Here is a 21,081-nt window from a genome sequence, read left to right on the forward strand (position 1 = left end):
AAAAGCGGTCTGTTCGCCGTTTTTTTACCCACGGCGCCGCTTTGTTGAACAACCGGCGTCGGTAAAGCTTAACTTAAAGAATAATCGTGCGGTTGCCGTAGACAAAAACACGCTGTCCCAGCACCTTATATAGCGCACGGCTTAACACATTTTTTTCTACGTCGCGTCCCGCACGCATCATCTCTTCTGCCGTATAGCTGTGGTCAACGTTAATCACGTCCTGCATGATGATTGGGCCTTCATCCAGGTTGTCATTTACGTAGTGCGCGGTGGCGCCGATAATTTTTACCCCGCGTTCGTACGCCTGGTGATAAGGGCGCGCGCCGATAAACGCCGGCAGGAACGAGTGGTGAATATTGATGATCTGGTTCGGGTAACGTTGCACAAAAGCGGGCGTCAGAACGCGCATATATTTTGCCAGTACCACGTAATCAGGCTGATAGCGATCGATCTGCTCTGCCATCTGGTTATCGTGCTCTTCTCGCGTCAGCCCTTCGTGGCTCACCAGAACAAAAGGAATATCGAAGCGCTCCACCAGCGAACGCAGCGTATCGTGGTTGCCGATAACGGCGGCGATTTCCATATCCAGCCCGCCGAAAGCGCTTTTCATCAGTAGGTCGCCCAGGCAGTGCGCCTCTTTGGTAACCAGAATCACCACGCGACGACGTCCGGCACATTGCAGCTCACGAACCGAACCCTGAGGGAGCGCGCTGTCCAGATCCGCCAACAGCGTCGTATCGTTAAAAATGCCTTCCAGTTCAGTGCGCATAAAAAAGCGCCCGGTGCGATGATCGACAAACTCATTGTTTTGCACGATGTTGAGCTCGTGCTTGTAGCAAATGTTAGTGATCTTGGCGATAAGGCCCTTGGCGTCAGGGCAAATAGTTCGAAGTACTTTACGTTGTAAGTTCTGCGCTTGCATGAGTTATCAATCCTGTCGAAGCGGGATAGCAGTGGATCTGAACGGCACCAGCATTACTGGCCGCAACACTTTTTGTATTTTTTTTCGGAGCCACAGGGACAGCGGTCATTACGACCCACCTGGGGTGCGGTTCCATCAATATAGTACCAGCGTTGATCCTCACGGACAAAGCGCGAGCGTTCATAAACCGCCCCTGTGCGGCCATTTTCGCTATAACGCGCAAAAAATGTCACATAAGCTTCATTATCATGACTTCCCGCCTCGCGGGCGACGATGGTCAGCCCTTGCCAGACGGTTTGTGGAAAACTTTCAGATAAGGCCTGGCGCAGTTGTGAAGTACGATGCGTGCTGTGCCAGGTCGCCAGTAAATAATCAACGTCATGTCGGGCATAGGCCGTATAGCGGGAACGCATTAGCGCTTCCGGGCTGGGAGGGATATGCTCGCCACTTAGATAGGGACCGCAACATAGGCTATACTGCAATCCGCTGCAGCATGGGCAATTTTCAGACACGTGAACTCCAGATTTTGCAACAACAGGGCGAAAGACGTTATTTTACGTTATGTTATCTGACCCGAACATATAACGCTATTCAATGAAAAGGGGTGAAAACAGGAATGCAATGAGACAGGTAAAAATAGGACTGGCGCTGGGCTCAGGCGCTGCCAAAGGATGGGCGCATATCGGCGTAATTGATGCGTTGTTGAGTGCGGGGATCCGTATTGATGTTATTGCTGGCTGCTCTGTTGGCGCATTGGTTGGCGCAGCCTGCGCGACCGAACGATTGCCGTTGTTAGAAAAGTGGGTAAGATCCTTTGGTTACTGGGATGTGATTCGGTTGATGGATTTTTCTTGGCAGCGGGGCGGTTTACTGCGAGGTAATCGCGTATTTAACCATATTCGTCGTTTAATGCCTGATGAGTCTATCGAACAGTGTCATATTCGTTTTGGCGCGGTAGCCACCAACCTGAGCACCGGGCGAGAGCTATGGCTAACCGAAGGTGATTTGCATCAGGCGGTACGCGCCTCTTGCAGTATGCCAGGACTGTTGCCGCCGGTGAGACATAACGGCTATTGGCTGGTGGATGGCGCGGTGGTGAATCCCGTTCCGATCTCTCTGACCAGAGCGTTAGGGGCAGATATTGTTATTGCTGTTGATTTACAGCACGATGCGCATCTCATACAGCAGGATCTTTTCTCTGCCACACCCATGCAAAACATGCCGGAGGAATCTGTATCCTGGCGCGGCAGGCTGCGCCAACGTTTGGCACAACATTTAACACAGCGACGAACATCTCTTTCGCCGGGTGCGATGGAGATCATGACAACCTCAATTCAGGTACTTGAAAATCGCCTGAAGCGTCACCGCATGGCGGGGGACCCGCCGGATGTATTAATACAGCCTTATTGTCCCCAGATTAGTACGCTTGATTTTCATCGTGCAGAGGAAGCGATTGCAGCCGGAAGAGCCGCAGTTGAGAAAAAAATGGATGAATTATTACCGTTAGTACAGAGCCGGTAATGAAAATGGGTCAATCACACATGTTACTTCAGGCAATTCTGACAGGCACAAGTGCGTTTTTTGAACCACTATTGAGTTATCTGGCTTACGGGGGAAAACAATGGAAAAACCATTAAATGGAAAACAGATCTTGATCGTGGAAGATGAGGCTGTTTTTCGCTCCCTGCTGGAAAATTTCTTGTACTCGCTTGGCGCTACGCTATTGGTAGCCAGCGATGGTCTTGATGCTATCGAAACGTTGCGCTTCCATCAGCCCGATATGCTGATTTGCGACTTAGAAATGCCTCGTATGAATGGCATCAAGTTAGTGGAACACTTACGCACCAACGGCAACCAGGTTCCCATTTTGGTCATTTCTGCTACCGAGCAGATGTCCGATATAGCACACGTTCTGCGCCTTGGCGTACAGGATGTGCTGCTCAAACCGATCAAAGATATGGAGCGCCTGCGTGAGGCGGTCTACGAGTGCCTCTATCCATCAATGTTTACTTCTCAGGTTGAAGAAGAAGAGCAGCTGTTTCAGGACTGGGATGCATTAGTCAGCGATCCCACTGCGGCCGCCAAGCTACTTAAACAGCTGCAGCCGCCGGTTCAGCAGGTTATCGCTAACTGCCGGATGAACTATCGCCAGCTTACGATGGCGGAACAGCCTGGACTGGTCCTGGATATCGCGGCTTTATCGGATAAAGATCTGGCCTTTTACTGTCTGGACGTGACGCGTGCCGGTGATAATGGCGTGCTGGCTGCGCTGCTGTTACGCGCGTTATTCAACGGGCTACTGCAGGAGCAGCTTTCCGGGCAGAAACAGCGTTTACCTGAATTAAGCAGCGTGCTTAAACAGGTTAATTTGTTATTGCGCCAGGCAAATCTTAAGGGGCAGTTTCCATTATTAGTCGGGTATTATCATCAAACCTATAAAAACCTGATTTTGGTCTCTGCTGGCTTAAACGCAACGCTGAACATTAGCGGGCAAGAAATACAACTCAGAAATGGTGTGCCTTTGGGCACAATGGGCAGTACATATCTCAATCAAATTAACCAGCAGGGCGATACATGGCAATGTCAGGTTTGGGGAAATGGAGGGCGGCTGCGTCTGATGTTGTCGCCTGAATAACAAGCGAATGCTTTTTATTTTTGCGCCGCTCAGACAGACCTTAGTATAACTTTTACACTTGGGTAATAATCTTAATTTAGCCGGGAAGAAGTTATCCAGGATAAATCCGGCGCCCCTTAACTGATATACTCGTTTCGTTTTTTAAATCGACATATCAAGTATTAACTTGAACGGCCTATAAGAGAGGTATCTTAATGTCTGCCTATAAGTCAAAAGTAAAAAAAGCGGTAATCCCCGTTGCCGGTTTAGGGACGCGCATGCTGCCCGCAACCAAAGCCATTCCAAAGGAAATGTTGCCGCTGGTTGATAAGCCGTTAATTCAGTATGTCGTTAACGAATGCATTGCTGCCGGAATCAATGAGATTGTGCTGGTTACGCACTCGTCAAAGAACTCCATTGAGAACCATTTTGATACCAGTTTTGAACTGGAGGCGATGCTGGAAAAACGCGTTAAGCGTCAGCTGCTGGATGAAATTCAGTCTATTTGTCCGCCACACGTTACCATCATGCAGGTGCGTCAGGGCATCGCAAAAGGTCTGGGTCACGCAGTAATGTGCGCGCATCCGCTGGTTGGCGATGAGCCAGTTGCGGTGATTCTGCCAGACGTCATTATCGATGAGTATGAGTCTAACCCGACCAAAGATAACCTGGCTGAAATGCTGAACCGTTTCGACGAAAGCGGCCGTAGCCAGATCATGGTAGAGCCGGTAGCAGACGTTACGGCTTACGGCGTGGTTGATTGCCAGGGTGCTGAACTGCAGCCGGGCGACAGCGCGCCGATGGTTGGCGTGGTAGAAAAACCCAAAGCCAACGAAGCACCGTCTAATCTGGCCGTTGTTGGTCGTTATGTCCTTTCTGCAGATATTTGGCCGCTGCTGGCTAAAACGCCTCCGGGCGCAGGCGGTGAAGTTCAGCTGACCGACTCTATTGCCATGTTGATGGAAAAAGAGACCGTAGAAGCTTATCACCTGAAAGGCGTTAGCCATGACTGCGGCAACAAGCTGGGTTATATGCAGGCTTTCGTTGAGTATGGTCTGCGTCATCCGTCACTGGGCAGCGATTTCAAACAGTGGCTGAACGATACAGTTGAAAATAAAAAGTAATTCACACAGCAACAGGATAACGCAATGAAAGTCACCGTATTTGGTATCGGCTATGTGGGTCTGGTTCAGGCTGCGGTATTGGCCGAAGTCGGACATGACGTTCTTTGTATTGATGTCGACGAAAACAAAGTCGAAAATCTGAAGAAAGGGATCATTCCCATTTATGAGCCGGGTCTGACGCCGCTGGTTAAGCAAAACTATGAAGCGGGTCGACTGAATTTTACTACCAATGCCGAAGAAGGCGTTAAACATGGCGTTATGCAGTTTATCGCCGTGGGTACGCCGCCGGATGAAGATGGCTCTGCCGATCTGAAATATGTTACTGCGGTAGCGCGTACCATTGCTCAATATATGGATGAGCATAAAGTGGTGCTGGACAAGTCTACTGTACCGGTCGGAACCGCTGACCGCGTGCGTAACGTCATGCAGGAAACCCTTAAGGCGCGTGGGCTGGATTTGACCTTTGATGTGGTCTCTAACCCAGAGTTCCTGAAAGAAGGTGCCGCAGTAAGCGACTGCATGCGTCCTGAGCGTATCGTAGTCGGAACGGATAACGATGAAGTCGTTGAGCTGCTGCGTGAGCTGTATGAGCCGTTTAACCGCAATCACGATCGTCTGATTCTGATGGATATCCGTAGCGCTGAGTTAACCAAGTATGCGGCAAACTGCATGCTGGCGACCAAAATCAGCTTCATGAATGAAATCTCCAACCTGGCGGAACGCCTGGGCGCGGATATTGAGAAAGTGCGTCAGGGTATTGGTTCAGATTCCCGTATCGGCTATCACTTCATTTACCCGGGCTGCGGCTACGGCGGTTCCTGCTTCCCGAAAGATGTACAGGCGCTGATCCGTACGGCGGAAACCATTGGCTATAAACCTCGTCTGCTGCAGGCGGTGGAAGCTGTCAATGATGATCAGAAACTCAAGCTGCCGACCTTTATCAAACGCCATTTCGGTGACGATCTTAAGGGTAAAACCTTTGCGCTGTGGGGACTCTCATTTAAACCCAATACCGACGATATGCGTGAAGCGTCCAGCCGCGTGCTGATGGAAACGCTGTGGGCTGCAGGCGCAACGGTACAGGCGTTCGATCCAGAAGCGATGGATGAAGCTCAGCGTATCTATGGTCATCGTACGGACCTGAAGCTGATGGGAACAAAAGAAGCCGCTCTGCAGGGTGCAGATGCGCTGGTTATTTGTACCGAATGGCAGAACTTCCGTGCGCCAGACTTCGACGTTATTAAAAATGCCTTAAAACAACCCGTGATTTTTGATGGTCGTAACCTGTATGATCCAGAAAGAATTAGCAAACGCGGTTTTGTTTATTATGCAATTGGCCGCGGAGCGTCTATTCAAATTGCATAATTAATGAGGTAAATATGAACTATCTGGTTACCGGCGCGGCAGGGTTTATTGGTTTTCACGTTACCCAACGCCTTCTGTCGGCCGGTCACCAGGTTGTCGGTCTCGACAACCTGAATGATTATTATGATGTAAATCTCAAACGTGCCCGCCTTAATCAAATCACTTCTTCAGACTTTACTTTTATCGAAGGCGATTTATCTGACAGGGATGCAATAGCCTCGCTGTTTGCACAGCACCGTTTCCAGCGTGTTATTCATCTGGGGGCGCAGGCAGGGGTTCGTTATTCTATTGATAATCCACATGCATATGCAGACGCTAATCTGACGGGGCACCTTAATATTCTTGAAGGCTGTCGTCATCATAAAATCGAGCATTTGCTGTACGCCTCTTCCAGTTCTGTTTACGGTCTGAACCGTAAAATGCCATTTTCCACCGACGACAGCGTAGACCATCCGGTTTCGCTTTATGCGGCCACGAAAAAAGCCAATGAACTGATGTCGCATACTTATTCACATCTTTACGGTATCCCAACGACCGGTTTGCGCTTCTTTACCGTCTACGGACCGTGGGGACGCCCGGATATGGCCCTGTTTAAATTCACCCGAGCTATTATCGCGGGCGAAAGTATTGACGTTTATAACAAGGGGCAAATGCGCCGTGATTTCACTTATATTGACGATATCACCGAGTCGATTTTCCGCCTGCAGGATGTGATACCACAAAAAGATCCTGACTGGACAGTTGAAACAGGCTCGCCTGCCACCAGCTCTGCGCCTTACCGTGTCTATAATATTGGTAACAGTCAGCCGATAACGTTAATGGCTTATATAGAAGCCCTGGAGAAAGCGCTGGGTACAGAGGCGCAGAAAAATATGCTGCCGATGCAGCCAGGCGATGTGCTGGAAACCAGCGCGGATACGCAGGCACTGTACGATGTGATCGGATTTAAACCGCAAACGGGCGTGGAAGAGGGCATCAAACGCTTTGTGGAGTGGTACCGGGCTTTTTATAAGGTCTGAGTTAAGTAATTAAAAAAAGGAAGCCTGGGGCTTCCTTTTTTTGGGTGTGGCCTGGCATGACAAATACGACAAAAAGACCAATAAAAAACCCCATAACAAAATGGGGTTAAGAGAAGCACCCTGAACAGGAATTACAGCAGAAAATCATCCAGCTGCTTGCCTTCCTCTTCAATGGCTTTCTTGATTACCGCAGGAGTACGGCCCTGGCCTGTCCAGGTTTTGCTTTCGCCATTTTCATCAACGTATTTATATTTAGCCGGACGTGCAGCACGCTTGGCTTTGCCACTTGTTTTAGTTGCTGCCATAGTTTGCAGCAGTTCATTCGGATCAATGCCGTCGGCAATCAGCATTTCGCGGTACTGCTGAAGTTTACGCGTACGCTCTTCAATTTCAGCCTGCGCCTGACTTTCTTCTTCGCGGCGCTCATTAACGACCACTTCCAGTTTTTCCAGCATTTCTTCCAGAGTTTCCAGAGTACATTCTCTGGCCTGGGCGCGCAGTGTACGGATGTTGTTCAGAATTTTAAGTGCTTCGCTCATTGTCCTAATCTCAAAATATATTGGGTGGGAGAAATGTTCTGCTTGATAATAATAGAGGTGGAAAAAAGGAACTGCAATAGTTAATTTTGTAAGAAATTCACAAAGTCTTATTAAAGTGAGATTTGCATAACGCAATTGGGGGAAAGTTATAGTTGTCTCAGGCGAAAATAAGCCAGTCCCATTAAAAGCTATCATTAAACGGCCTTAGGCTTACAGGGGATTATCTGTTCAGCCCGGCGCTTAAAATCGTCGTATAACCTAAAGCGTTAGCCTCATTAAGCTTAAAGTGCAAAGGTTCAGAGCGACTAAAAAAAGGCCATAATAAGAACAGGGGTTGAGGTTTTATCATTTAATGCCATGGACAGGGATTATGCGTTACTGCGGATGATGTTAAACAAGCGCCGCGGTTAAACAACATAATCATATTGCAGGTTATCCAGCCGGTGCTACTGAGGCTATGATACAATCGTCGCCGTTTTTGTTTAACCCTTTTGGCGGAGTTCAGCCCTATGGCTCAGCTTTATTTCTATTACTCGGCAATGAATGCCGGGAAATCCACCGCATTGTTGCAATCTTCTTATAATTATCAGGAAAGGGGCATGCGGACTTTGGTCTGGACTGCGGAGATAGATGATCGCTTCGGTAGCGGTAAAGTCAGCTCACGCATTGGCCTTTCGTCACCGGCTAAATTGTTTAACAATCAGACTTTACTGATGCATGAAATTACTGAAGAACATGAAAAAAAGCCGGTACATTGCATACTTGTTGATGAATGCCAATTTTTGACGCGCGAACAAGTTCGAGAACTTTCTGATGTCGTCGATTATCTGGATATACCGGTATTGTGTTATGGCTTGCGCACTGATTTCCGTGGTGAATTATTTAGCGGAAGCCAGTATTTATTAGCCTGGGCTGATAAACTTATCGAATTAAAAACCATTTGCCATTGTGGCCGTAAAGCCGGGATGGTGCTGCGTCTTGACAGTGAGGGTAAACCCTATGCCGAAGGCGAGCAGGTAGTTATCGGCGGTAACGAGCGCTATGTTTCTGTGTGTCGCAAGCATTATAAGGATGCGCTGTCTAAAGGCGTTTTACAGCCCGTAGAGCCTTCCTGAAAGGGGAAGCGTAAGCTACAGCGCCAGATGCGCTACAGAGGCTTACAGAACGTTTTATGCAGGAAGTGAAGCGGTGGGAAAACAGCACAGAACACCGGGAATGCGTCCAGACGTCAGAGATAAAAAAAACCCGCCGAAGCGGGTTTTTTATGGTCTGAGAATCAAACTTTTTTAGCTTTCTTCTCTACTTTAGCTTCTTTGACCGGCTGAGCAATGATCGCTTCAGAGACAGATTCAAAGGGTTCTGCATATTCGCGACCGTAGAAGGTATCAAGCATGATCTGTTTCAGCTCAGCAATCAGCGGGTAACGCGGGTTAGCGCCGGTACACTGGTCATCAAACGCGTCATCAGCCAGCTTATCGACTTTCGCCAGGAAATCAGCTTCCTGTACGCCTGCCTCACGAATCGATTTCGGAATACCCAACTGGGCTTTCATATCTTCCAGCCACGCCAGCAGTTTCTCGATTTTCTGCGCCGTGCGGTCACCGGCAGCGCTCAGACCAAGGTGGTCGGCGATTTCGGCATAACGGCGGCGTGCCTGCGGACGATCGTACTGGCTGAACGCTGTCTGTTTGGTCGGATTGTCATTAGCGTTGTAGCGAATAACATTCGAGATTAGCAGGGCATTAGCCAGGCCGTGCGGGATATGGAATTCAGATCCCAGTTTATGCGCCATTGAGTGACACACCCCAAGGAAAGCATTTGCAAAAGCGATACCGGCAATGGTTGCGGCGTTATGAACGCGTTCACGCGCCACTGGATTTTTCGCACCATCGCGATAGCTGTCTGCCAGATTGTCTTTCAGCAGTTTAAGGGCCTGCAGCGCCTGACCATCAGAGTACTCATTGGCCAACACGGAAACATAGGCTTCCAGCGCGTGGGTTACCGCATCAAGACCACCAAAAGCGGCCAGCGATTTCGGCATATTCATCACGAGGTTGGCATCTACGATAGCCATATCCGGCGTTAGCGCATAATCAGCCAGCGGATATTTCTGGCCGGTAGCATCATCGGTCACCACCGCAAACGGCGTAACTTCTGAACCGGTGCCTGAAGTGGTGGTCACCGCAATCATTTTCGCCTTCACGCCCATTTTCGGGAACTTATAGATACGTTTACGGATATCCATAAAGCGCAGAGCCAGCTCTTCGAAATGGGTTTCAGGATGCTCGTACATGACCCACATGATTTTGGCTGCGTCCATCGGAGAGCCGCCGCCAAGTGCAATGATCACATCCGGTTTAAAGGAGTTCATCTGTTCTGCGCCTTTGCGCACGATGCTCAGCGTCGGATCGGCTTCCACTTCAAAGAAAATTTCGGTTTCGACGCCGTGAGATTTCAGTACAGAGGTAATCTGATCGGCATAACCGTTATTAAACAGGAAGCGGTCGGTCACGATAAAGGCGCGTTTTGCTCCGTCAGAAGCCACCTCTTCCAGGGCGATAGGCAGAGAGCCACGACGGAAATAGATAGATTTTGGAAGTTTGTGCCACAACATATTCTCAGCTCGCTTGGCCACGGTTTTCTTATTGATAAGATGTTTAGGACCGACGTTTTCAGAAATTGAGTTGCCGCCCCATGAACCACAGCCCAGCGTCAGAGAAGGTGCCAGTTTAAAGTTATACAGGTCGCCGATACCGCCCTGCGAAGCTGGCGTATTGATCAGGATGCGCGCGGTTTTCATTTTGTCGCCAAAATAATTTACGCGTTCATGCTGGTTGTCCTGGTCGGTATACAGACAAGAGGTATGCCCGATACCGCCCATCGCCACCAGTTTCTCTGCTTTAGCCACAGCCTGCTCAAAGTTTTCTGCGCGGTACATTGCCAGCGTAGGCGAAAGTTTTTCATGGGCGAAAGGTTCAGATTCGTCCACCAGCTGCACTTCGCCAATCAGAATTTTGGTGCTTGCCGGTACATGGATGCCTGCCATTTCGGCAATTTTCACTGCTGGCTGACCCACGATGGCTGCATTCAGCCCGCCGTTTTTCAGGATGATATCCTGCACGGCTTTCAGCTCTGCGCCCTGTAACAGGTAGCCGCCATGGCTGGCGAAACGTTCACGTACCGCATCATAAACGGCGTCTACCACGATAACGGACTGCTCTGAAGCGCAAATGACGCCGTTGTCGAAGGTCTTGGACATCAGAATAGAGGCCACGGCACGCTTGATATCTGCGGTTTCGTCAATAACGACCGGGGTATTCCCCGCGCCGACGCCGATAGCGGGTTTACCCGAGCTGTAAGCTGCTTTCACCATGCCCGGGCCACCGGTTGCCAGAATCAGGTTAATATCCGGATGATGCATCAGCTGGTTAGAAAGCTCGACGGAAGGCTGGTCAATCCAGCCGATAATATCTTTCGGCGCACCAGCGGCGATGGCAGCCTGCAGCACGATATCCGCTGCTTTATTGGTAGCGTCTTTCGCTCGCGGATGTGGAGAGAAGATAATACCGTTACGGGTTTTAAGGCTGATCAGCGCCTTAAAGATAGCGGTGGAGGTTGGGTTAGTAGTAGGGACGATACCGCAAATCAGGCCGGTGGGTTCAGCAATGGTGATGGTGCCAAAAGTCTCGTCAGTTTCCAGAATGCCGCAGGTTTTTTCATCTTTATAGGCATTGTAAATATATTCTGAAGCGAAGTGGTTTTTAATCACTTTATCTTCCACAATACCCATTCCAGATTCCGCTACCGCCATCTTTGCCAGCGGAATACGCGCGTCGGCAGCAGCCAGCGCGGCGGCGCGGAAAATTTTATCAACCTGCTCTTGAGTGAAATTGGCGTATTCGCGCTGCGCTTGTTTTACACGTTCAACAAGTGCGTTAAGTTCAGCGACATTGGTAACGGCCATAATGCTCTCCTGATGGAAGTTAAACTCTTTTAGTAAACAGGCCTGGCTAAATGCGGCATTACACTTTGGAGCAGGCAAATAACCCATTTTGCGCTTTACTTACTCCGTACTGTTTACTGAAAGAGTTTCTATGGCGAAGGCGTTGGTAAATGACAGCGCGCCTTGTTATCAATTCCTTTTGATGAGGCCAGCTTACCTGGAACGGGGTAGATGCTTGTTGATTTAGATCAATATTCCTTGAAGCTGACACCTTTCAGCGTGATTATTTTTTGACCAGTATCAGGTTTTGACTAATCTGCTGTAACAGCAATTGTTTTTCGCATCATTAGCTAAACAACCTTTTAACAATGGATTTTTTACCTGCGTTGAAAGGTAATTACAGCTTTTTAGACTGGGGTTGTCCGCTGGCAAGCGGATGATATTTACTTTAAATTAAGGCGGTTATTATTGGCGCATTTGCGGAGTAGTTTGTGAATACCCTTGCACTGGATCTGTCCGGCTATATTAAATTTTTTGTTGGCCTGTTTGCGCTGGTGAACCCCATCGGGATTATTCCTGTTTTTATTAGCATGACCAGCTACCAGCCGGTGGCTGAAAGAAACAGAACCAACCTGACGGCGAACCTTGCTGTGGCGATTATTCTCTGGACATCGCTGTTTCTGGGTGATGCCATTCTGCATATCTTTGGTATCTCTATCGACTCTTTCCGTATCGCAGGCGGCATCCTGGTAGTGACCATTGCCATGTCGATGATTAGCGGTAAGCTGGGCGAAGATAAGCAGAATAAACAGGAGAAATCAGAAACGGCAGTACGCGAAAGCATTGGCGTTGTGCCGCTGGCATTGCCATTAATGGCGGGCCCGGGTGCCATTAGTTCAACTATTGTCTGGAGCACGCGTTATCACAGCTGGATAAACCTGCTGGCCTTTAGCATCGCCATTGCGCTATTTGCCTTTTGCTGTTGGCTTTTGTTTCGCGCCGCACCGGTTATGGTGCGCGTGCTGGGGCAAACCGGCATCAACGTTATTACCCGTATCATGGGGTTATTACTTATGGCGTTGGGCATAGAATTTATTGTTACTGGCCTCAGAGCAAGCTTCCCTGGCCTGCTTAATTAACCTTTTCATAACCGATGTATGCGTTACATTGGTTATGAGCTTTATTCTTCCGCGCCAGGCAACTTAATTTTCCCTTTAAATCATTTTTTGCCCTAAAAAAGTGCAATTGCGCACTTTTCTGCACTATTTTGGTGCCTCTATTCATATTCCTTAATAGCGGATGCTAATTATTAGTTTAATTGCTGATTTTTCTGTGACTTTGGTTTACCTGTCCAGAAATGTGATTATTTTCACATCAGTTACTGCGTAATATTTTTCATCCTCCAGATTTTTATCAGCTGTTTTGCTTTACTGATAGATGATCATTCTATGTGAAGCATTTGTTATGATTTTTTACCGCTTTTTCAGGCGATTGCCATATTGAGCGGCCCTCTGAAGCAGGCTTCTGGCTGTTTTTTCTTTTGATATCAATCGAATAAATCATAATTCATCAGTAAAAATAACACTTCCGTGTTTAGAGCGATCATGATAAAAGAGAAATAGATAACATTTTTACTATTTGTTTTTGGCACAAAAAAATTCATCTGTTAACTTCCGATTAAAGTTTTTTTGATCTGGGCAAAGTGAGAACGGATTTTGCTTTACAGCCTGCAGGTGACTTCTAAGAGCAAAAGGTTTTATGAATCCAGCAAATCCTGATTATTTTGGCAAAGCGGCACTCATTGTTCTCCTGGCTTTGTCTGTTAATGCGCGGGCAGCCAGCGTGCCGCCTACTGTAGAGTTAGCTCAGGATCAAACCATTGTTATTAATAACGGTACCGAAGTCGCCTCGCTGGACCCACATAAAACCGAAGGGGTCCCGGAAAGCGATGTCATAACTAATTTGCTGGAAGGATTGCTTGTAACTGATAACGCCGGTCGTCTGGTACCGGGTGTTGCGCAGCAATGGCAGCAGCAAAATAATGTCTGGACCTTCACCCTGAGGCCGGATGCCCGCTGGAGCAATGGCGATCCGGTAACGGCCGCCGATTTTGTCTATAGCTGGCAACGGCTGGTGGATCCAAAAACGGCTTCTCCCTACGCCAGTTTTTTGCAGTACGCACATATTCTGAACGTCGATGAAATTATCGCAGGCAGGCAACCTCCCTCGGCGCTGGGCGTAAAAGCGCTGGATGATCATCACCTGCAGGTTACGCTAAGTCAGCCGGTGCCTTACTTTACGGCGATGCTGGAACATACCCCGCTAAAGCCGGTTCATCGCCAGACCCTCGAGCAGTGGGGGGACAAATGGACGCGCCCGGAGCATTATGTCGGCAACGGCGCCTATACGCTGAACAGCTGGGTGGTTAATGAGAAAATTACGCTGAAGCGCAACCCACATTATTGGGATAATGCGCATACGATTATTGAAACAGCGACCTTCTTGCCGATCAGCTCGGAAACCAGCGACGTCAACCGCTATCGTAGCGGCGGTATCGATATTACCAACAGCGCGATCCCTCCCGAACTCTTTCCTATGCTCAAGAAAGAACTGGGCGCTCAGGTGCATGTCAGCCCTTATCTCTGCACCTTTTATTATGAATTGAATAACCAGCGTCCGCCGTTTAATGATGCGCGGGTGCGTACGGCGGTAAAATTAACCCTGGATCGCCAAATCATCGCTGAAAAAATCATGGGGCAAGGGCAAATTCCCGCCTTTGGCTTTACGCCGCCCTATATTAACGGGGCTAAATTTACCGCGCCGGCCTGGTTTACTCAGACGCAGGCAGAACGCAACGCCACAGCAAAACAGCTGCTGGCCGCGGCGGGCTACGGCGTGCAAAAGCCGCTGACCTTTACGCTGCTCTATAACACCTCCGATCAAAATAAAAAGCAGGCAATTGCCGCCGCCTCAATGTGGAAAAAAAATCTTGGTGCTAACGTCACGCTGCAAAATCAGGAATGGAAAACCATGCTGAATACCCGTCATGAGGGAAATTATGATGTGGCGCGCGCAACCTGGTGTTCCGACTATAACGAACCTTCCTCTTTCCTGAATATGCTGCTGAGCGACTCCTCAACCAATACCGGTTTTTATCGTAGCCCGGCGTTTGATGCATTAATGGCGAAATCGCTGGTGGCCGACGATGCGCAGCGCGCCGTGTTATATCAACAGGCGGAAGCGCAGCTGGATAAAGATTCAGCGCTGGTGCCGGTCTATTACCGGGTCAGCGTGCGGCTGGTGAAGCCCTGGGTAGGCGGCTTTACCGGCAAAGATGCGCAGGACCGACAGAATATTAAGAATTACTACATTACCAAACATTAATTCGCTGCCCGGGTGATCGATAACGGGCGGTAGATGATGGCAGCCGTAAGAAAACAGGAAGCAAACCCTGTCCGGCTTCAGGTTCCGGAGCGCGTGACAGGTAACCCGTACAGCGGGGGAAAGCCGTAGGTAAATACCGCGGTAATTATAAAAAAACTGGAGTAAACATGACCAACATCACAAATAAAAGCCTGGCGGCACTGGGCGTTATGGCAGCGCTAGGCGCATTAAACGTGAACAGCGCGCTGGCAGCCAATGTGCCGGCAGGGGTGCAGCTGGCGGAAAAACAGGAGCTGATCAGAGGCAACGGCGCCGAGCTGCAGTCGCTCGATCCCCACAAAGTCGAAGGCGTGCCGGAAGCCTATGTGAGCCGCGATCTGTATGAAGGGTTGGCGATTAACGACGCCGAGGGAAAAATTCAGCCTGGCGTGGCGGAAAGCTGGGAAAGCAAGGAGGGCGGTAAGGTCTGGATCTTCCATCTGCGTAAAAATGTGAAATGGTCCAATGGCGAGCCGCTAACCGCCAATGATTTTGTCTATAGCTGGCGTCGCCTGGCCGATCCGAAAACGGCATCGCCCTACGCCAGTTATCTACAGTACGGCCATCTGCTGAATGTGGATGATATTATTGCTGGCAAAAAAGCGCCGGATACCCTCGGTATTAAAGCCGTTGATGACCATACGCTGGAGGTTACGCTGAGCGAAGCGGTGCCTTATTTTTATAAGCTGATTATTCACCACTCTATGTCGCCGGTGTATAAACCCGTTATCGAAAAATTTGGCGATAAATGGACGCAGCCGGAAAACTTTGTTGGTAACGGCGCGTTTAAGGTTAAAGAGTGGGTGATTAACGAACGCCTGGTTGTAGAGCGTAACCCGCAATACTGGGATAACGCCCATACCGTACTGAATAAAGTCACCTTTCTGCCCATTTCTTCAGAAGTGACCGATACAAACCGCTATCGCAGCGGCGGCAGCGATATGACCTATAACTATCTGCCGATTGAGCTGTATCAGAAGCTGAAAAAAGAGATCCCGCATGAGATCCATGCCGACCCGTATCTCTGCACCTATTATTACGAAATTAATAACCAGAAACCGCCGTTTAACGATCCACGCGTACGTACCGCGCTGAAGCTGGGTATCGATCGCGACATCATTGTGAATAAGGTAAAAGCGCAAGGCGAAGACCCCGCCTGGAGCTATACGCCGCCATTTACTGACGGCATCACTCTGACCAAACCGGAATGGATGAGCTGGACCCAGCAGAAACGCAATGAAGAAGCGAAAAAGCTGCTGGCCGAAGCGGGCTATACCGCCGATAAGCCGCTGTCGTTCAGCCTGCTGTATAACACTTCCGATCTGCATAAAAAGCTGGCCATTGCCGCCGCCTCGATCTGGAAGAAAAATCTGGGTGTGGAGGTCAAGCTACAGAACCAGGAATGGAAGACCTTCCTTGATACGCGTCATCAGGGCAACTTTGATGTCGCGCGCGCCGCCTGGTGTGCCGATTACAATGAACCCACCAGCTTCCTGAATACCATGCTTTCAGACAGCAGCAATAATACCTCGCACTATAAAAGCGCTGAGTTCGATAAACTGCTGGCGCAGGCGTTGAGCGCAAAAGATGAGGCAACGCGGAGCCAGATTTACGCCGAAGCGGAGAAGGTGCTGGATAAAGATTCCGTTATTGTGCCGATCTACTACTACAAAAACCTGCGTCTGGTGAAACCTTATGTCGGCGGCTATACCGGCAAAGATCCGCTGGATAATTCGCACGATAAAGATCTCTATATCATCAAACATTAATGCAGGCTTCCGGGCGGTCGCAGGCCGCCCATTTCGGGCAATATGGTTTCGGCTATCCGGCTGAAGCCAGGTTTATCAGGTACGGGCAATGTTAAAGTTCATCCTGCGTCGCTGCCTTGAAGCAATTCCGACGCTATTTATTCTGGTTACGATCTCTTTCTTTATGATGCGCCTGGCGCCCGGTAGTCCATTTACCGGCGAACGTGCCTTAACGCCGGAAGTGATGGCGAATATCGAAGCGAAATATCATTTAAACGATCCGATGTGGAAGCAGTACGTCGATTATCTTAACCAACTGGCGCACGGCGATTTCGGTCCTTCGTTTAAATATAAGGATTATACCGTTAACGATTTAGTGGCCGGCTCGTTCCCGGTTTCCGCGAAGCTCGGCGCGGCGGCCTTTATTTTTGCCGTGCTGCTGGGGGTAACGGCAGGCGTTATCGCTGCGTTAAATCAAAACAGTAAATGGGATTATGTCGTCATGGGGGTGGCGATGACCGGCATAGTTATTCCCAGTTTTGTTGTCGCGCCGCTGCTGGTATTAATCTTTTCTATTACTCTGAAATGGTTGCCCGGCGGTGGCTGGAACGGCGGGGCGCTGAAATTTATGATCCTGCCGATGGTGGCGCTGTCACTGGCCTATATCGCCAGCATTGCGCGTATTACCCGTGGCTCGATGATTGAGGTCATGCACTCTAACTTTATTCGTACCGCGCGCGCCAAAGGATTACCGACGCGGCGTATTGTGTTACGTCACGCTTTAAAGCCTGCGCTGTTGCCGGTGCTTTCTTATCTTGGCCCCGCTTTTGTTGGGATTATTACCGGCTCGATGGTTATTGAAACGATTTACGGGCTACCGGGAATTGGGCAGCTGTTTGTTAATGGCGCGCTGAACCGTGACTATTCACTGGTACTGAGCCTGACAATTTTAGTCGGCACGCTGACCATTGTGTTTAACGCTATCGTTGACGTGCTGTATGCCGTCATCGATCCGAAAATTCGTTATTAATACCGGGGCTCGCCATGATTTTAAGTAAGAAAAATAGCGACGCTCTTGATACGTTCAGTGAAAAGCTGGAAGTGGAAGGGCGCAGTTTGTGGCAGGACGCGCGTCGTCGTTTTATACATAACCGTGCGGCGTTGGCCAGCCTGTTTATTTTACTGCTGATCGCGCTTTTTGTGATTATTGCTCCCTGGGTCTCGCCCTTTACCTATGATGATACCGACTGGGCGATGATGTCTGCCGCGCCGGATATGGAATCAGGCCACTATTTTGGCACCGACTCCTCCGGGCGCGATCTGTTAGTGCGCGTGGCGATCGGCGGGCGTATCTCACTGATGGTTGGCATTGCAGCCGCGCTGGTAGCGGTAGTGGTTGGCACCCTGTACGGCACGCTGGCAGGCTATCTGGGCGGGAAAACGGATTCCGTTATGATGCGTTTGCTGGAAATCCTTAACTCTTTTCCCTTTATGTTCTTTGTGATCCTGCTGGTGACCTTTTTCGGGCAGAACATTCTGCTGATCTTTGTCGCCATAGGCATGGTCTCCTGGCTGGATATGGCGCGTATTGTGCGCGGCCAGACGTTAAGCCTGAAGCGAAAGGAATATATTGAAGCAGCCCAGGTCGGCGGCGTCTCGACAATCAAGATTGTACTGCGCCATATCGTGCCGAACGTGCTGGGCGTGGTCGTGGTCTACGCCTCTTTACTGGTGCCGGGCATGATCCTGTTTGAGTCATTCCTTAGCTTTCTGGGCCTGGGAACGCAGGAGCCGCTCAGTAGCTGGGGTGCCTTGCTGAGCGACGGTGCCAACTCAATGGAAGTGTCGCCCTGGCTGTTGCTTTATCCGGCAGGTTTTCTGGTTATCACGCTGTTTTGTTTTAACTTTATCGGTGATGGCCTGCGTGATGCCCTCGACCCGAAAGATCGTTAAGGAGTTTCCCGATGAGTACGATTGAAGTTCAGCCTGCAATGGCGAAAAGCGCGGGAAGCGACTTACTGCTCGACGTAAAGGATTTACGCGTCACCTTTTCTACGCCAGACGGCGATGTCACCGCGGTTAATGACCTTAACTTCAGCCTGCGGGCCGGTGAAACGTTAGGGATTGTCGGCGAATCCGGCTCTGGTAAATCACAAACCGCTTTTGCCCTGATGGGCCTGCTGGCCAGTAACGGACGCATCGAAGGCTCCGCGCGATTTAACGGTCGTGAAATCCTTAACCTGCCGGAGAAGCAGCTTAACGCGCTGCGGGCAGAGCAGGTGGCGATGATTTTCCAGGATCCGATGACTTCGCTGAATCCTTATCTGCGCGTCGGCGATCAGTTGATGGAAGTATTACAACTGCATAAAGGAATGAGCAAAGCGCAGGCGTTTGAAGAGTCGGTACGGATGCTGGATGCGGTAAAAATGCCGGAAGCGCGCAAGCGCATGAAAATGTACCCGCATGAGTTTTCTGGCGGCATGCGCCAGCGCGTAATGATTGCAATGGCGCTGCTTTGCCGGCCCAAACTGCTGATTGCCGATGAGCCGACCACCGCGCTTGACGTAACGGTGCAGGCGCAAATCATGACGCTGTTGAATGAGCTGAAACGCGAGTTTAATACCGCCATTATCATGATTACTCATGACCTGGGAGTCGTGGCGGGTATCTGTAATAAGGTCCTGGTGATGTATGCCGGACGCACCATGGAGTACGGCAACGCGCGCGACGTCTTTTATCATCCGGCGCATCCTTACGCGCTGGGGCTGTTGAACGCGGTGCCGCGTCTGGATACGGAAGGGGAATCGCTGCTGACCATACCGGGCAACCCGCCGAATCTGCTGCGTCTGCCAAAAGGATGTCCGTTTCAGCCCCGTTGCCCTTATGCGATGGAAATTTGCGCCGCCGCGCCGCCGCTGGAGGCCTTTGGCGAAGGGCGTTTGCGTGCCTGCTTTAAGCCGGTGGAGGAATTGGTATGAACGCCGTAGCTGAGAAAAAAGTACTGCTCGAAATCGCCGATCTCAAGGTGCATTTCGATATTAAAGACGGCAAACAGTGGTTCTGGCAGCCGTCAAAAACATTGAAGGCGGTAGATGGCGTCAGCCTGCGTCTGTATGAGGGAGAGACGCTGGGCGTGGTTGGCGAATCGGGCTGCGGCAAATCAACGCTGGCGCGCGCCATTATCGGTCTGGTCAAGGCCACCGATGGCCGCGTTGCCTGGCTGGGTCGCGACCTGCTTGGCCAAAGCGACGAGGAGTGGCGCAAGGCGCGCAGCGATATTCAGATGATTTTTCAGGATCCGCTGGCCTCGCTGAACCCGCGCATGAATATCGGCGATATTATTGCCGAGCCGCTGCGAACCTATCATCCCAATATGCCGCGTCAGGAAATAAAAGATCGCGTTAAGGCGATGATGATGAAAGTTGGGCTGCTACCGAACCTGATTAACCGTTATCCGCATGAGTTTTCCGGCGGTCAGTGTCAGCGTATCGGTATTGCCCGCGCGCTGATTCTGGAGCCAAAGCTGATCATTTGCGATGAGCCGGTATCGGCGCTGGATGTTTCAATTCAGGCGCAGGTAGTGAATCTGCTGCAGCAGTTACAGCGTGAAATGGGGCTTTCACTGATTTTTATTGCTCATGACCTGGCGGTAGTGAAGCACATTTCCGATCGCGTGCTGGTGATGTATCTGGGACATGCGGTAGAGCTGGGAACCTACAGCGAGGTTTATAACAATCCGCAGCATCCTTATACCCGGGCGCTGATGTCTGCCGTACCGATCCCCGATCCCGATCGGGAGAGAAATAAAACTATTCAGCTGCTGGAGGGTGAGCTGCCATCGCCGATTAATCCGCCATCGGGCTGCGTGTTTCGTACCCGTTGCCCGATTGCCGGACCCGAATGCGCGAAAACGCGCCCGCTGCTGGAGGGAAGTTTCCGCCATGCGGTTTCCTGCCTGAAGGTGGATCCGCTCTAGCGTGCTGATACCAAAAAGGCTGCCGGAGGCAGCCTTTTTTCGTCATGGGACGCGCGTTATTCACGCCACAAAATATGGCACAGCTTATGATCTTTCTCACGGCACAGCAGAACGCGGGCGAAAACGTCGGTTACCGGTTCGCCTTCCGCTTCGCCAAGACCAATCACCACTTCGGCGAAAAAGTCGGGATTCAAATCGTAATCGACATGCTCGCACCAGTCTTCCGAGGGATCAAACAGCTCCGCGCCGCCGCGCTCTTCAAACTGCAAATTAAACAGGATGATATCCGCCGGATCGAGGTTATCGCCCGCCAGCTCAAGAAAAATATCGTAAGCCTGTTCCAGCGTTTCATCTTCAGTAAGACGGTTATTTAAGTCCATGATTGATCCCGTATGCCCGCAGGCGTAA

General features: G+C 50.2%; 18 protein-coding genes. 13 read left to right on the forward strand and 5 right to left on the reverse strand.

Annotated elements, in window-relative coordinates:
* Positions 1-73: 73 nt before the first annotated feature.
* On the reverse strand, positions 74-922 hold the full coding sequence (gene purU / locus ACQE32_RS04310) for a formyltetrahydrofolate deformylase (RefSeq protein WP_085071566.1): 849 nt from the start codon (positions 920-922) through the stop codon (positions 74-76).
* Between the two features lie 53 nt (positions 923-975).
* Positions 976-1,434 carry a YchJ family protein gene (locus tag ACQE32_RS04315; protein ID WP_085071567.1) on the reverse strand — a complete coding sequence of 153 codons (459 nt, stop codon included), beginning with the start codon at positions 1,432-1,434 and terminating at the stop codon, positions 976-978.
* Positions 1,435-1,543: 109 nt separating this feature from the next.
* Here ACQE32_RS04315 and rssA point away from each other — a divergent pair, with 109 nt between their 5' ends.
* From rssA to ACQE32_RS04340, 5 genes are all read left to right on the forward strand, one after another.
* A complete protein-coding gene (rssA, locus tag ACQE32_RS04320; protein WP_426972408.1) occupies positions 1,544-2,443 on the forward strand; it encodes a patatin-like phospholipase RssA in 900 nt (299 codons plus the stop codon).
* A gap of 100 nt (positions 2,444-2,543) precedes the next feature.
* Positions 2,544-3,557: a two-component system response regulator RssB gene (gene rssB, locus ACQE32_RS04325; protein ID WP_426972409.1), complete on the forward strand. Its 1,014-nt coding sequence runs from the start codon at positions 2,544-2,546 to the stop codon at positions 3,555-3,557.
* 194 nt (positions 3,558-3,751) lie between these two features.
* The gene (gene galU, locus ACQE32_RS04330) at positions 3,752-4,660 is read left to right on the forward strand and encodes a UTP--glucose-1-phosphate uridylyltransferase GalU (RefSeq protein ID WP_250650074.1); all 909 of its coding nucleotides are present in this window, start codon (positions 3,752-3,754) and stop codon (positions 4,658-4,660) included.
* Between the two features lie 24 nt (positions 4,661-4,684).
* Positions 4,685-6,025: a UDP-glucose dehydrogenase family protein gene (locus ACQE32_RS04335; RefSeq protein ID WP_426972410.1), complete on the forward strand. Its 1,341-nt coding sequence runs from the start codon at positions 4,685-4,687 to the stop codon at positions 6,023-6,025.
* A 14-nt stretch (positions 6,026-6,039) separates the two neighbouring features.
* The gene (locus ACQE32_RS04340) at positions 6,040-7,044 is read left to right on the forward strand and encodes an NAD-dependent epimerase (protein ID WP_426972411.1); all 1,005 of its coding nucleotides are present in this window, start codon (positions 6,040-6,042) and stop codon (positions 7,042-7,044) included.
* Between the two features lie 131 nt (positions 7,045-7,175).
* Here ACQE32_RS04340 and hns read toward each other — a convergent pair whose 3' ends face one another.
* A complete protein-coding gene (gene hns / locus ACQE32_RS04345) occupies positions 7,176-7,583 on the reverse strand; it encodes a histone-like nucleoid-structuring protein H-NS (protein ID WP_085071573.1) in 408 nt (135 codons plus the stop codon).
* 509 nt (positions 7,584-8,092) lie between these two features.
* On the opposite strand from hns, the gene tdk reads away from it, so the two are divergent.
* Complete coding sequence (gene tdk, locus ACQE32_RS04350; RefSeq protein WP_427021393.1) at positions 8,093-8,698, forward strand: thymidine kinase; 606 nt, start codon at positions 8,093-8,095, stop codon at positions 8,696-8,698.
* Between the two features lie 161 nt (positions 8,699-8,859).
* On the opposite strand, the gene adhE is transcribed toward tdk, so the two are convergent.
* Positions 8,860-11,547: a bifunctional acetaldehyde-CoA/alcohol dehydrogenase gene (gene adhE, locus ACQE32_RS04355; RefSeq protein WP_426972412.1), complete on the reverse strand. Its 2,688-nt coding sequence runs from the start codon at positions 11,545-11,547 to the stop codon at positions 8,860-8,862.
* Positions 11,548-12,017: 470 nt separating this feature from the next.
* Here adhE and ACQE32_RS04360 point away from each other — a divergent pair, with 470 nt between their 5' ends.
* From ACQE32_RS04360 to oppF, 7 genes are all read left to right on the forward strand, one after another.
* The gene (locus ACQE32_RS04360; RefSeq protein WP_426972413.1) at positions 12,018-12,665 is read left to right on the forward strand and encodes a YchE family NAAT transporter; all 648 of its coding nucleotides are present in this window, start codon (positions 12,018-12,020) and stop codon (positions 12,663-12,665) included.
* A 619-nt stretch (positions 12,666-13,284) separates the two neighbouring features.
* Entirely contained in the window at positions 13,285-14,910 is a 1,626-nt protein-coding gene (locus ACQE32_RS04365; protein ID WP_426981766.1) for an ABC transporter substrate-binding protein, read from the forward strand.
* Between the two features lie 167 nt (positions 14,911-15,077).
* A complete protein-coding gene (gene oppA / locus ACQE32_RS04370) occupies positions 15,078-16,718 on the forward strand; it encodes an oligopeptide ABC transporter substrate-binding protein OppA (RefSeq protein WP_426981765.1) in 1,641 nt (546 codons plus the stop codon).
* Positions 16,719-16,806: 88 nt separating this feature from the next.
* Positions 16,807-17,727 (forward strand): oligopeptide ABC transporter permease OppB, encoded by a 921-nt coding sequence (gene oppB, locus ACQE32_RS04375; RefSeq protein ID WP_085071578.1) that lies wholly within the window; start codon positions 16,807-16,809, stop codon positions 17,725-17,727.
* 14 nt (positions 17,728-17,741) lie between these two features.
* Complete coding sequence (gene oppC / locus ACQE32_RS04380; protein WP_250650071.1) at positions 17,742-18,650, forward strand: oligopeptide ABC transporter permease OppC; 909 nt, start codon at positions 17,742-17,744, stop codon at positions 18,648-18,650.
* 11 nt (positions 18,651-18,661) lie between these two features.
* Positions 18,662-19,675, forward strand: coding sequence for an ABC transporter ATP-binding protein (locus tag ACQE32_RS04385; protein WP_250650070.1), 1,014 nt, complete (start codon positions 18,662-18,664; stop codon positions 19,673-19,675).
* On the forward strand, positions 19,672-20,673 hold the full coding sequence (gene oppF, locus ACQE32_RS04390) for a murein tripeptide/oligopeptide ABC transporter ATP binding protein OppF (RefSeq protein WP_426981763.1): 1,002 nt from the start codon (positions 19,672-19,674) through the stop codon (positions 20,671-20,673). The genes ACQE32_RS04385 and oppF overlap by 4 nt, the downstream gene beginning before the upstream one ends.
* 56 nt (positions 20,674-20,729) lie before the next feature.
* On the opposite strand, the gene ACQE32_RS04395 is transcribed toward oppF, so the two are convergent.
* On the reverse strand, positions 20,730-21,053 hold the full coding sequence (locus ACQE32_RS04395) for an HI1450 family dsDNA-mimic protein (protein ID WP_427021394.1): 324 nt from the start codon (positions 21,051-21,053) through the stop codon (positions 20,730-20,732).
* Positions 21,054-21,081: the final 28 nt, after the last annotated feature.

It is taken from the genome of Pantoea sp. FN0302 (assembly GCF_050113775.1).
Classification (GTDB): domain Bacteria; phylum Pseudomonadota; class Gammaproteobacteria; order Enterobacterales; family Enterobacteriaceae; genus Mixta; species Mixta alhagi.

Excerpts from the sequence above, each read along its gene's own strand:
- purU (WP_085071566.1), bottom strand. The coding sequence starts at position 922 with ATGCAAGCGCAGAACTTACAACGTAAAGTACTTCGAACTATTTGCCCT.
- rssA (WP_426972408.1), top strand. The coding sequence starts at position 1,544 with ATGAGACAGGTAAAAATAGGACTGGCGCTGGGCTCAGGCGCTGCCAAA.
- rssB (WP_426972409.1), top strand. The coding sequence starts at position 2,544 with ATGGAAAAACCATTAAATGGAAAACAGATCTTGATCGTGGAAGATGAG.
- galU (WP_250650074.1), top strand. The coding sequence starts at position 3,752 with ATGTCTGCCTATAAGTCAAAAGTAAAAAAAGCGGTAATCCCCGTTGCC.
- ACQE32_RS04335 (WP_426972410.1), top strand. The coding sequence starts at position 4,685 with ATGAAAGTCACCGTATTTGGTATCGGCTATGTGGGTCTGGTTCAGGCT.
- ACQE32_RS04340 (WP_426972411.1), top strand. The coding sequence starts at position 6,040 with ATGAACTATCTGGTTACCGGCGCGGCAGGGTTTATTGGTTTTCACGTT.
- hns (WP_085071573.1), bottom strand. The coding sequence starts at position 7,583 with ATGAGCGAAGCACTTAAAATTCTGAACAACATCCGTACACTGCGCGCC.
- tdk (WP_427021393.1), top strand. The coding sequence starts at position 8,093 with ATGGCTCAGCTTTATTTCTATTACTCGGCAATGAATGCCGGGAAATCC.
- adhE (WP_426972412.1), bottom strand. The coding sequence starts at position 11,547 with ATGGCCGTTACCAATGTCGCTGAACTTAACGCACTTGTTGAACGTGTA.
- ACQE32_RS04365 (WP_426981766.1), top strand. The coding sequence starts at position 13,285 with ATGAATCCAGCAAATCCTGATTATTTTGGCAAAGCGGCACTCATTGTT.
- oppA (WP_426981765.1), top strand. The coding sequence starts at position 15,078 with ATGACCAACATCACAAATAAAAGCCTGGCGGCACTGGGCGTTATGGCA.
- oppB (WP_085071578.1), top strand. The coding sequence starts at position 16,807 with ATGTTAAAGTTCATCCTGCGTCGCTGCCTTGAAGCAATTCCGACGCTA.
- oppC (WP_250650071.1), top strand. The coding sequence starts at position 17,742 with ATGATTTTAAGTAAGAAAAATAGCGACGCTCTTGATACGTTCAGTGAA.
- ACQE32_RS04385 (WP_250650070.1), top strand. The coding sequence starts at position 18,662 with ATGAGTACGATTGAAGTTCAGCCTGCAATGGCGAAAAGCGCGGGAAGC.
- oppF (WP_426981763.1), top strand. The coding sequence starts at position 19,672 with ATGAACGCCGTAGCTGAGAAAAAAGTACTGCTCGAAATCGCCGATCTC.
- ACQE32_RS04395 (WP_427021394.1), bottom strand. The coding sequence starts at position 21,053 with ATGGACTTAAATAACCGTCTTACTGAAGATGAAACGCTGGAACAGGCT.